This window comes from Isosphaeraceae bacterium EP7 (assembly GCA_038400315.1).
Taxonomy (GTDB): Bacteria; Planctomycetota; Planctomycetia; order Isosphaerales; family Isosphaeraceae; genus EP7.
The window spans coordinates 3,311,758-3,323,863 of the sequence record CP151667.1 but is presented as its reverse complement, the minus strand read 5'-3'; the positions used below and the strand labels follow the sequence as shown (position 1 = coordinate 3,323,863).

Sequence of the window (12,106 nt, the reverse complement as noted above, 5' to 3'; positions counted from 1 at the left end):
CCCTCAGGTTCCCGCCCTGCGCGAGTCGCCCTTCAAATAAGGCTCGAGTTGCCCGCGTAGCTGCATCCGGGCCCGCGAGAGCAGCGACTTGATCGCCGGCTCGGTCCGCTTCATGATCTCCGCAATCTCTTGATAGCTCATGCCTTCGAACTTGTTCAGTAGCACCGCCATCCGCTGATCTTCGCCCAGGGTCTCCAGCGCCCCGCGGATCACGTCCGACAGCTCCGCCTGCCGCATGGACGACGAGGGAGTTCCCTCTCGCCCTTCAACCCGCTCGACCGCCGGCCGCAACATCGCCGACGTCCCGCCGGTCTCCCCCACGCCCCCGACCGCGTCGCCGGTCCCCCGCCCTTTGCCCCGCAGGTGGTTCAGTGCCAGGTTGTTGGCAATCGTGAACAGCCAGGTCGAGAACTTCGCCTTGGGCGTGTACCCCTTGCGGGCCCGGTAGATGCGCAAGAGCACCTCCTGGGTCAGGTCCTCGGCCTCCTCGACCCGCCCGACCAGATGCGACAAGATCCCGACCAGCCGGTGCTGATAGCGTTCCACCAGCACCTCGAACGCGCCCGGCACGTCGTCGCGCACCTGGAGCATCAGCCGGATGTCGGGGTCGCGTGCTTCCAGGAGTTGAGCCTGCGTCTCGCCGTCGGCCACGAGGTCCATCCCCCTTCAACCACCACGACCGCTTCCCATCGTCGGGCCGTCGAGTGTGCAATAATGCCGCGTCAGTCGGCCACAGCCGTCGCCGCGTCTTCGACCCGCTTGCGCAGTTGCCCACACGCCGCGTCGATCTCCTGCCCCTTCGTCTTCCTCACGCTGACGCTCACCCCGCCCGCCGACACGATCCCCTCAAACCGGCGGACCGACGCAGGCGAAGGCCGCTCGTACGGCAGGCCCGCCACCGGATTGTACGGGATCAGGTTCACGTGCGCCTTGCGAGCCCTCAGCAAACCGACCATCGCTGAGGCATCCTCGGCCCGGTCGTTGATCCCACGCAGCATGACATATTCATAGGTCACCCGCCGTCCCGACGACCGAAAATAGGCATCGGCCGCCTCGACAACGGCCGTCAGCCCGATCTTGTCGTTAATCGGGACCAGCTCATTGCGAAGCTGCTCCGTCGGCGCATGCAGCGACACGGCAAGGTGATACTGCCGATCCAGGGCCGCCAGCGCCCTCATCTTCTCGGGCAATCCGACCGTCGAGATCGTCACCCGACGCTGGGACATCCCCAGACCCTCCGTCGAGCAGATCCGGTCCAGCGCGACGATGAGGTTGTCCAGATTCGCCAGGCTCTCCCCCATCCCCATCACCACAATATTGGACAGCCGTCCATCTTCGGGCAACAGGTTCCGCATCTGGATCACCTGCTCGAGAATCTCCCCCGAGGTCAGGTTGCGCTCGACCCCCTTCAACCCGCTCGCGCAGAAGACGCACCCCATCCCGCAGCCAACCTGGGTGCTGATGCAGACCGTCCGACGATCCCCCTCAGGGATCAAAACACACTCAACCCGCCGCCCATCGGAACAGCTGAGCAGCAGCTTATCGGTCCCGTCCGGGGCAACACTCTGGTGGGCGATCTCCATCTGGAAGACCACCCACTCCGCCTCCAGATCCGCCCGCAATCCCTTGGGCAGATCCGACATCGCGTCAAACTGAGTCCCGCGCCGCTCGAAGACCCAGCGAATCACCTGCTTGGCGCGATACCCAGGATAACCCCGCTCGGCCATCCAGCCGGCAAGCTCCGCCGTCGTCGCCTGCAACAGAGGACGCTTCATGGAAACGAATCTTTCCGGGACGGAGAACACCCAATCTGAAGACAGGTCAACACCCAATTCTAGCCGGAACGTCGCCTCTCAACGAGTCATCAGCCCGAGAATCGAAAGCAACCGACGGAATTCATTCTTCAAGGTTCGCTCCGGACGAGGGCGACCCGGAACCCTAGACCGGAACCTCGAGTGCCGGCCTCGCCCTGGCCACGCGACGTCGAAAGGCAGAGGGAGCCCGGATTATGCCAGCACCCACCCCGATATGGCCGTTGTGAGGACGAGTTCTTTACCGGCGCGCCAGTCGCTCCGCCGGATTCTTCCGCGGAGTCCTCGAGGCACCATTCCCAGACATTGCCATGCATATCATGCAACCCCCACCCATTGGCTGGGAATCGACCAACCTGAGTCGTTTCATGGAGATAGGGGCCGACGGCTGCTCCCTGGAATGGCTGGGTTCCGTCAAAGTTCGCCTGAAGACTGCTGAGTTGATCGCCAAACGCGGTCGCCGTCATCGTCCCTGAGCGGCAAGCAAACTCCCATTGGGCCTCGGTTGGTAATCGATATTCCCAGCCCGGTTCGACACGCCTCGCGGCAAGCTCGGCCTTGGTGAGCCTGCGGCAAAACTCCTCGGCCTCGGAATAGCTTGTGAAGTAAATGGGGTAGTCGGGCCCCAGCCCGACATGATCCCGCATGGACTCATCTCCCAAAGGACGCGGCTGGGACGGATCCATTGCCCTCTGTTCCAACAGAGTCTTCCCCATGACAGATTGCCATTGGGCCTGTGTGACCTCGAATTGCCCCATCCAATATTCGTGGCCCAGAATCACAAGCTCGAAACTGACAGAGCCGGCTTGAGGCTGACGATCTGACGCAACACGCCTCTGATAGGAACCTGGGGGACACCAGCAGAACCTCATGCGCAAACCATTGTCCGACCGCTCGCGACCGACGCGAGCCTGATCCTTGGGATCAATTCGCATCGGAGCCCCTGCAGGAAGCGTGGCTGTGCGATTCAGCGATTTGGTGGGAGTTAGAGCGAGAGGCGGTCGATCGTACCAGGCAAATTTGAGCACGAAAAGAAGCGAACAAACGAAGGCCAAGACAAAGAGAACGCCTCTGGAAAGCCAGGACCAGCCCATGGACGTCCTCAATCTGATCTCTCCGGGAAGGAGGGTAATCGGAGATTGAAAGCCGCGTCATTCGAAACGCCGAATGCCCCGCCGATTCCGTGGGGGGAATCGGCGGGGCGTTGGGCGATTGGGGGATCCCGGCGATGACCGACTTTCGCGCTTGCGCACTATCATGGGCCTGGCGGGCTTAACGGCCGTGTTCGGGATGGGAACGGGTGTGGCCCCGCCAGTATGGTCGCCGGGAAAGCGGACGGCGGGCGGTCAGGCCCGACGTTCGCGGTGGATGCTGCTCTGGCAATCCGGTCAGTCACGCGATCAGAATCTTCGGGCGGGATGCGATCGTCCGCGAGGGGCGTCGTTGGACGCCTCGTCTCGTGGCGAAAGATGGGCCGGAGCGGTGATTCCGCATTTCGACGGAGGTCGAGGGTGCGGGCACTCGCGGCAGGTTGAGGACTCACCCTGTTCGTCTCGGGTGGCCCGCCTTGGTGGGGCGGGGCCGAGTCGGGGTGGTCAAGCGTCTTGGCTGTTAGTACCGGTCGGCTGAGGCGGTCGCCCGCCTTACACTCCCGGCCTATCGACCTGGTCGTCTTCCAGGAGCCTTCGTGACCTGAAGTCACTGGAAACCTCGTCTTGGAGGGGGCTTCGCGCTTAGATGCTTTCAGCGCTTATCCGGTCCCGACCTGGCTACCCGACGATGCCCCGAGCGGGACAGCCGGCACACCAGAGGTCGGTCCTCCCCAATCCTCTCGTACTAGGGGAGACGCTCCGCAAGTTTCCGACGCCCACGGCAGATAGGGACCGACCTGTCTCACGACGGTCTGAACCCAGCTCGCGTACCGCTTTCATTGGCGAACAGCCAAACCCTTGGGACCTTCTCCAGCCCCAGGATGCGATGAGCCGACATCGAGGTGCCAAACCTCCCCGCCGCTATGGACGCTCGGGGGAGATCAGCCTGTTATCCCCGGAGTACCTTTTATCTGTTGAGCGACGGCCTTTCCATCCAGCACCGCCGGATCACTAACGCCGACTTTCGTCCCTGCTCGACTGATGGGTCTCGCAGTGAGGCACCCTTATACGTTTGCGCTCGTGTTGCCCGATTGCCGACCGGGCCGAGGGTACCATTGCACTCCTCCGTTACGCTTTGGGAGGAGACCGCCCCAGTCAAACTGCCCGGAGAACACGGTCCCGGCGCGAGCTCATCGCGCCGGTGAGGGCCAACGTCCAAGCAGGGTGGTATTTCACCGGTGGCTCCCCGCCGGCTGGCGCCGTCGGATCGTAGCCTCCCACCTATGCTACACAGCGTGGACGCAGGACCAATGTCATCTTGCAGTAAAGGTTCACGGGGTCTTTCCGTCTGACCGCGGGTACGTGGCATCTTCACCACGACTACAGTTTCACCGGGTCCCTCGTGGAGACAGCGCTCCAGTCGTTACGCCATTCATGCAGGTCGGAACTTACCCGACAAGGAACTTCGCTACCTTAGGACCGTCATAGTTACGGCCGCCGTTTATCGGGGCTTCGGTCGCCGGCTACGCTTGCGCTCACCGCCTCCCTTAACCTACCGACACCGAGCAGGCGTCAGACTCTATACGTCCTCTTGCGAGTTAGCAGAGTCCTGTGTTTTTGATAAACAGTCGCTAGAGCCGATTCTCTGCGGCTCCCATCTCGCGATGGGAGCTCCCCTTATCCCGAAGTTACGGGGTCATTTTGCCGAGTTCCTTCACGAGGGTTCTCCCGAACGCCTTCGGATGCTCGCCTAGCACACCTGTGTCGGATTGCGGTACGGGCCGACGGATCGTCCTCGCGGGGCTTTTCGTGGCCATGAAGTCATCAGGCTTCCAGATCGAATGCTGTCGGCCTTGCGGCACGGGGCAATCTAACGCCCCGACCTGACTCATCACGGCGTCCTCCGCGATTCAACCTCACCGCCGGGTGGAGGAATATTAACCCCCTGCCCATCGTCTACGCCCTTGGGCCTCGACTTAGGTCCCGACTGACCCTGGGCGGATTGACCTTCCCCAGGAAACCTTGTGCTTTCGGCGGATGGGCTTCCCACCCATCTTATCGTTACTCGTTCCGGCATTCGCACTCGGGGGCGCTCCACCGGTCCTTACGGTCCGGCTTCGATGCGGCCTCCGACGCTCTCCTACCATTCAATTAAGAATCCGCGACTGCGGCGCGACGCTTGAGTCCCCGTCATTTTCGGCGCGGGATGGCTCGACCGGTAAGCTGTTACGCACTTTTGAAATGGTGGCTGCTTCTAAGCCAACATCCCGGCTGTCACCGCGATCCCACTTCCTTTACCACTGAGCGTCGTCTTGGGGGCCTTGGTCGGCGGTCTGGGTTGTTTCCCTCTCGAGCATGGAGCTTATCCCCCACGCTCTGACTCCCGGAGTACATCGTGCGGTATTCGGAGTTGGGTTTCGGTGGGTAGGCGGGAAGCCCCCCATCCGAAGTCCGTCGCTCTACCCCCGCACGACAATGGTCCGAGGCTGGCCCTAAAGCCATTTCGGAGAGAACGAGCTATCTCGAGGTTTGATAAGACTTTGACTCCTCCCCACGGGTCCTCCCCCAGTTTTTCAACACTGGTGGGTTCGGTCCTCCACGGCCGGTTAGGGCCGCTTCAACCTGCCCATGGGTAGATCACCTCGTTTCGCGTCTACTGCGTGCGACTATGTCGCCCTGTTCAGACTCGGTTTCCCTGCGGCTCCCCTCCTGAAGAGGTTAACCTGGGGCCGCACACAGTAACTCGCCGGATCATTATGCAAAAGGCACGCGGTCAGGCTGGCACGAGGCCAAACGCCCTCCCACCGCTCGTAGGCACGGGGTTTCAGGATCAGTGTCCTCCCCTGGTCGGGGTTCTTCCCACCGTTCGGTCGCCCTACTGGGTTCGCTATCGGTCGTCATCGAGTGCTTAGCCTTGCGGGAGGGTCCCCGCCGATTCAGGCCGGGTTTCACGTGCCCGACCCTACTCGGGTACCGGATAGGAGGAGTTCCCATGTCGCCTACGGGACTATCACCCGCTGCGGTGCCGCATTCCAGCGGACTTCGGCTACAGAAACTCGCATTCCATGGCTCCGGCCCCACGACCCCGCCGGGTGTCCCCGACGGTTTAGGCTGGTCCCCGTTCGCTCGCCGCTACTGAGGGAGTCTCGGTTGATTTCTTTTCCTCCGGGTACTGAGATGTTTCAGTTCCCCGGGTCTTCCGCAGGTATTCCGGGATCAATGCTCGTTGGGCAGCTCCCCCGGACATTTCGCAGCCTTCCACGCCTGCATTCCTGATGACGCCTAGGCATCCCCCCCGTGCCCTTAGGAGCTTGACCACGCCGACCCGAACCCGCCCTGTCGGACCCACGACCTTTCGGCCTTGATCCAGCCTGGCTCATCCGGACCGATGCGGTCCTCTCTCTGCTCTGCAAGTCAATCGTCGCCTCACGGCGAGGACTGACTTATCACTATCGCTCCGAAGGTCCACTTTCGTGGAGATGAAACGTGCAAGTCGCCCCTCCGAGGCTCATGGGCCGAAGCCCACGCCCGCCGGAGGCGGAGATGTATCACGTCCTAGAAACTTCTTGCGTGACTGACACCGGATTGTCAAAGAGTGTCCCTCCGACGGCCGAAGCCGCCGAGAGACCCGGCCACCGGCCGGAGGGCGACGTCCGCACAGTCAAGTGCAGGCGACGCCCCCCGCCCGGTGAAGCAGGGGGGGGACCGAATCCCCAAACCATCCGAGTGAACAATCGCCGGACGGGACGAACCCGGCCGGCGACTATCCGCGCGGTGATCGATCGAGCGAGAAGACAGATCCAGCGTGTGAACCTCTGAGGGAAGCCGACGCGTGCCGCCGCGGTTGCGGGCGGTGCCGATAACTTGGAGACATCCTTAGAAAGGAGGTGATCCAACCGCAGGTTCCCCTACGGTTACCTTGTTACGACTTAGTCCCCATCACGGGTTTCATCTTCGGCGCCTGCCTTGCGGCTCCGGCGACTTCGGATGCCCCCCGCTTTGGTGGCTTGACGGGCGGTGTGTACAAGGCTCAGGAACACATTCACCGCGGCATGCTGATCCGCGATTACTAGCGATTCCGGCTTCATGCGGGCGGGTTGCAGCCCGCAATCCGAACTGGGGGGCGGTTTTTGCGATTGGCGCACCGTTGCCGGTTGGCTTCGCTCTGTCCGACCCATTGTAGTACGTGTGCAGCCCCAGGCATAAGGGCCATGAGGACTTGACGTCATCCCCGCCTTCCTCCGGCTTAACGCCGGCGGTCTGTCCAGAGTCCCCGCCATGACGCGTTGGCAACTGGACACAGGGGTTTCGCTCGTTAGGGGACTTAACCCAACACCTCACGGCACGAGCTGACGACAGCCATGCAGCACCTGTGCACGTTGTACCTTGCGGCCTCACCGACGTTTCCGCCGGCTAATCCGTGCATGTCAAGCCTGGGATAAGGTTTTGCGCGTAGCCTCGAATTAAGCCACATACTCCACCGCTTGTGTGAGCCCCCGTCAATTCCTTTGAGTTTCAGCCTTGCGACCATACTCCCCAGGCGGGACACTTCACGGTTTCCCTGCGGCAGGGAGCCCATCGGCGAGCCCCCTACCCAGTGTCCATCGTTTACGGCTAGGACTACCGGGGTATCTAATCCCGTTCGCTCCCCTAGCTTTCGCGCCTCAGCGTCAGTAGACGTCCAGGGGCTCGCTTTCGCCACGGGCGTTCCTTCCGATCTCAACGCATTTCACCGCTCCACCGGAAGTTCCAGCCCCCCCTACGTCCCTCAAGACTGCCCGTTTCGGATCCAGTTCCCCGGTTGAGCCGGGGGATTTCAGACTCCGACGCGGCAATCCGCCTACGCGCTCTTTAAGCCCAGTGATTCCGAATAACGTTCGCACGGTTCGTCTTACCGCGGCTGCTGGCACGAACTTAGCCCGTGCTTCCTCCAGGGATCGGTCAAGGACGGCTCTGCGCCGCCCCTTCCTCCCCCTCGACAGGAGTTTACAACCCGAAGGCCTTCATCCTCCACGCGGCGTCGCTCGGTCAGGCTTGCGCCCATTGCCGAAGATTCTCGACTGCAGCCTCCCGTAGGAGTCTGGGCAGTGTCTCAGTCCCAGTGTGCCGGGCCACGCTCGCACGCCCGGTAGGCATCGAAGGCTTGGTGGGCCGTTACCCCGCCAACTACCTAATACCACGACGGCCCGTCCCACGGCGGAATCGCACCTTTGGTCGCGGGGAAATGCCTCCCCGCGACGTCGCTGGGAATTACCCGGGATTTCTCCCGGCTATGCCCAACCATGGGGTTGGTTACCGTCGCCTTACTCACCCTTGCGCCACTCACCTTGCGGTGCGTACGACTTGCATGCCTAATCCACGCCGCCAACGTTCATTCTGAGCCAGGATCAAACCCTTCGAGATGAGGTCGAGATAAGAGAAGCGTAGTCCGGGAATAAATCCCCGTCCCGCACTCCTCCTCCGAACCATTCCTCTGGGTCGAGGAAAAAAACTTGGTCGCACCAGCCAAGGGCTTTAACCCCCCCGGCCGGAGCTGAGTCCGCCCGCATCATCCGTCCGAGCGACTCCGAAGAGCCCCCCGTCCCGATGAGTGCGACGACTCGCATCGGCTTCCCTCAAGGGTCCACTCATGTGGACTGTCTTCTCGATCGACCGAATTGTCAAAGAACCGACTCGAACCGAACAGTCGATACCGGGGCCGCGATCGCTCGCCGCCCGTCGCGACCGGGTCGTCTCCGGGCGTCTGCACGCCCCTCGAACCCCCCGGCCACCTTCGACACCCGCATCCGCGTCACCGCGTTTCCGCAGCGTTTCGCGTCAGGAGGGGCCACTGTATCGCGTGGCCCCGTCAGGCGTCAACCCCGATTTTTTCGGCCCCGTCGTCTCGACCGGGCCACGTCTTGAATGATCCACCCGTCGGGTCTTGCGATCTTTGCCCCGAGAGGCCTGACCGCGGACTCGAGTGAACCGGACGTTTGAGTCACCCTTCGTGTCGTTTCGCGTCTCCGCGTCTCGTCACTGGCGACAAGGGGATAGTACCAGGGTCTGGCGGAGTGTCAACGATCTGACCCTGGATTCTTCACGCGTTTCCTCCTCTTTTCTTCTCCATAGCCCTCACTTTCCTTATAGACGCGCGCGAAGACTGACTCTATCTGGAACTTCCGAATGGGGGCCCTTTGCTGATGCTCCGGGCCAAGGCCGGCCGATAGGATTCAGCGGGTATTCGCGATTACGCAAGCCTGATCTCGGTCGCCCACTGGCCAGATGTATGAGGCTTGCACGTAGAGGCTCGCCTTGATGTCCGGGGCTTCGATCTGGCCGAATCAGAGGGAGGGGGACCGTCGTGCCCGTTGCCATGCCAATTCAGGCCAGCTGGCTCAAGAGCGTCCTTATTGATCGCGGTTATCTTGCTCGTATCAAAGGAGATGCGATCAAGATCTATCTGGCGATGCTCGAAGCATGTGGTGGCGAACCGGGACAGAATGTCACCTTGAGTCTCAGCCAGCTGATGAAGCGGACGAACCTGACTTGCCCGACGGTCATCGACGGCTTGACGCGTCTCGAGACGCTCGGCCTGGTCGTCGCGACCGCGAACGAGCGGGGGAAGGTGAAGACCTATTTCGTCTCGGACCCGCCCGAACAGATGTCGGCCTGAATCTGCACTGTCCCATTCCGCCGCCCGAGGATCAGACCGTCCGGTCTCAGGCTGTGCCTACGTCGGCCCCAGGGAAGGTAGCCGCCGTCCATGGATTCGTTTTTCTTCCGAGTCGAGCACGAGTTGCTGCGATCCGAGGCGTTCAAGACGCTCGGCGGATCGGCGATCAAGGTCTATCTGGTCATCGGCCTATACGCGGATTTCGGCACCGGCTGGGCGTATCCCAGCATAAGGACCATCGCGCGGCAGGGGGGGCTCAGCCGCCAGACGGTGCTGGCTGCGATCGAAGAATTGACGAGCCGCGGGTTACTGGCGACGAGCAAGTCGAGGGGCAAGTCGACCGCCTACAAGGTGATGAGCCAGGCCCCAGAACGGCCCAAGCCTCGGATCCGAGCGACCGGCGGCGAACCGCCCCAAGGCCCCCACAGCACTGTCCCAAATTCTTTCGCACCCATCCTCGACACTGGCCCAGATTCTTTAGGGGCGACCCCGCCAGGTGTCCCAATCTCCTTAGGGGCGGTGGCCTCATTCCTCGGCCCGGGCGGCCCCGGGATTGGGCCCAAACGAGAACAACGAACGAGAGAAGATACGCACACCATTCCGATTCCGGGAACGCCGTTCCAGCTGACGGTCGAAGGTCGCCTGATTGTTGCTGCGGACTTGCAAGGTTTGTTAACAGATCAAGGGATCCCGCAACGCCTGGCTCAGCGAATTGCGGCGCAAAAAGACCCGAGCGATGTGGCCAAGGTCTTGCTCAATGCGTTCTACCTCCAGAGCCAAGGCAAATTGCAGAACGGGCCCGGATATCTCCGCGCGGGAATCGAGGACGGATACGACCTGCTCCCTCAGGTCGCCGCTCGACTGGAAGTCCGCCGCCGAGAACTCGAGGAATCGTTGCGCAAGGTCTCCACGAAACAGGAACAGATTCGGGTGGAAGTCGAGCGAGAGTCCGAAGATGAGGCGATGGGGCTGGTGCTGGAGCGGCTGAGCCCGGACGAACTCGAACGACTGGTTGAACGTGCCGTCGGTATGCTTCCGGGGCCGATCGTCCGTCGCAACCCGACGTTGAGCAATCCATTCGTCCGCAACATGGTCTACGAGCTGGCCGGCGGCGAGCCGGATGCCACTTAAGAGCTAAGTGGCGGTAAGGCTTGGTTTGGTAAGGGTTTACGCATGACGAGCAGGTCTCTGACTTGCCCGAGCATGCGTCCTTCCACGCGCGCCCTGCGGACGTGTTGGGGCAGGTAAGCCCCGTCCATCGGGCAATGAATCCGCCGTTCGGGCAGGAATCCGGCCTGGGTCAGGGCCTGATAACCCAGGAAAACGTGGTCGAGATAGCCGTGGCCAGCGGGCAGGTCTTTCTCGGTCTGATTGGCCAGCAGGAGGGCAAGGTAGCCACCTGGGCGTAAGGCGGCGTAGGCGCTGCCGGCTAGAAGTTTCAGGAAGCTAGTCCATGCGTCGAGCGGAGAGTTTGAGACGCCCTCTTTCGCGTAGGCTGCGGAAAGCATTGTATGGTAGGGGGGGTCGCAGAAGATCAGGTCGCAGTCGCGTGCCTCTTCCGGGAAGCCGAGGCGGATGTCATGGGCGGCGATGTCTTCGCGGGCGGGATTAAGGTCGTAGGCCAGGCAGCGGCGTCCCATGGCGGCGCAAACGTCGGGGGTGACTCCCCCACCGGCCATCGGGTCGACCACCAGGGCACCGGGGGCGGCGAAGTAATGGACCGCGTGCGCCACGATTCCGGGGGGGATGGAGCCGGGATGGGGGACACCGTAGGCGCGGTCGTGGCGGAATTTCCAGACATCGTAGGGAGTCGGGCGGAAATCCGAGGTGAACCGATCGCGGCGGCGGAGATCCTTGTAGGCGGCGTGGATCGACTTCTCGCCCAGGTCAAGGAGAGCGACGCCGCTTCTGGCGCGTGGGTCCCCCTGCCCGGCCATCTTCCAGACGGCCCGTGCCTGGCGAAAAAGATCCTTGCCTCCGAGCCCGATCAGCTCCGCGACGTGGCTGTCCGTGCGACCGGCTCGACCGTCGGAATTCAGACGATCGGGAGAACCGTTCGGTTCGCTGCCTTTGTTGAGGTTGGAGAGGCGGCGTGCGGTGGCTGCGGTGGCGAGGAGAATCTCGACGGCGTCGGCCTCACGCATTTTCTGAGTGAACGATTTGCGCCGTTGACGGTTGTACTCGATGACTGCCTCGCGACGGGCGGCCTCATCGGGATAGACCCGGATTTCGCACGGAACGGCTGTCAGACCAAGAGTGAGGGCACATGCGAGCCTACGGTGCCCCGAGATGAGTTCGTAGCCCTGTTCGGCGGGGGAAACGACGAGAGGGACGAGGATCCCGTGGTCGCGGACTCCGTCGATGAGCCCCCCGATTTCGGACGCGGGATCACCGTAGACCATGACGCTGAAGGGGTTAGGTCGGAGGATCGCGACAGGAATCGGGCGGGCTTCGGCGAGGATGGTTGCGGGGCTCGGCATGGGGGCTTGGGCCCGTTCAATCGTCAGAGTTGTCAGATTTGTCGGAGGCTAGCAGCGGCGGTCTGTCCT

The 12,106-nt window shown here is 62.4% G+C and carries 6 protein-coding genes, 3 rRNA genes and 1 pseudogene; 3 read left to right on the top strand and 7 right to left on the bottom strand.

Going from position 1 to position 12,106, the window contains the following annotated elements; genetic code table 11:
* Positions 1 to 3 precede the first annotated feature (3 nt).
* The 6 genes from EP7_RS12805 to EP7_RS12780 all read right to left on the bottom strand — a co-directional run bounded on the left by EP7_RS12805 (position 4) and on the right by EP7_RS12780 (position 8,305).
* Positions 4 to 660 carry an RNA polymerase sigma factor gene (locus tag EP7_RS12805; protein WP_463528234.1) on the bottom strand — a complete coding sequence of 219 codons (657 nt, stop codon included), beginning with the start codon at positions 658 to 660 and terminating at the stop codon, positions 4 to 6.
* A gap of 62 nt (positions 661 to 722) precedes the next feature.
* On the bottom strand, positions 723 to 1,775 hold the full coding sequence (rlmN, locus tag EP7_RS12800) for a dual-specificity RNA methyltransferase RlmN (protein ID WP_463528233.1): 1,053 nt from the start codon (positions 1,773 to 1,775) through the stop codon (positions 723 to 725).
* A 128-nt stretch (positions 1,776 to 1,903) separates the two neighbouring features.
* Complete coding sequence (locus EP7_RS12795) at positions 1,904 to 2,683, bottom strand: formylglycine-generating enzyme family protein (protein WP_463528416.1); 780 nt, start codon at positions 2,681 to 2,683, stop codon at positions 1,904 to 1,906.
* Between the two features lie 348 nt (positions 2,684 to 3,031).
* Positions 3,032 to 3,139: ribosomal RNA gene (gene rrf / locus EP7_RS12790) — 5S ribosomal RNA — on the bottom strand.
* A gap of 263 nt (positions 3,140 to 3,402) precedes the next feature.
* Positions 3,403 to 6,219, bottom strand: a 23S ribosomal RNA gene (locus tag EP7_RS12785).
* A 563-nt stretch (positions 6,220 to 6,782) separates the two neighbouring features.
* Positions 6,783 to 8,305: ribosomal RNA gene (locus EP7_RS12780) — 16S ribosomal RNA — on the bottom strand.
* The 16S, 23S and 5S rRNA genes sit together here, the layout of an rRNA operon.
* Positions 8,306 to 9,245: 940 nt before the next feature.
* On the opposite strand from EP7_RS12780, the gene EP7_RS12775 reads away from it, so the two are divergent.
* From EP7_RS12775 to EP7_RS12765, 3 genes and pseudogenes are all read left to right on the top strand, one after another.
* Positions 9,246 to 9,557 carry a hypothetical protein gene (locus tag EP7_RS12775; RefSeq protein ID WP_463528232.1) on the top strand — a complete coding sequence of 104 codons (312 nt, stop codon included), beginning with the start codon at positions 9,246 to 9,248 and terminating at the stop codon, positions 9,555 to 9,557.
* Positions 9,558 to 9,647: 90 nt separating this feature from the next.
* A pseudogene (locus EP7_RS12770) lies at positions 9,648 to 9,857 on the top strand (helix-turn-helix domain-containing protein); the annotation flags it as partial.
* Positions 9,858 to 10,076: 219 nt separating this feature from the next.
* Complete coding sequence (locus tag EP7_RS12765) at positions 10,077 to 10,688, top strand: hypothetical protein (protein WP_463528482.1); 612 nt, start codon at positions 10,077 to 10,079, stop codon at positions 10,686 to 10,688.
* On the opposite strand, the gene EP7_RS12760 is transcribed toward EP7_RS12765, so the two are convergent.
* Entirely contained in the window at positions 10,685 to 12,037 is a 1,353-nt protein-coding gene (locus EP7_RS12760; RefSeq protein ID WP_463528231.1) for a DNA methyltransferase, read from the bottom strand. The two genes, EP7_RS12765 and EP7_RS12760, sit on opposite strands and share 4 nt — an antisense overlap.
* Between the last annotated feature and the right edge of the window lie 69 nt (positions 12,038 to 12,106).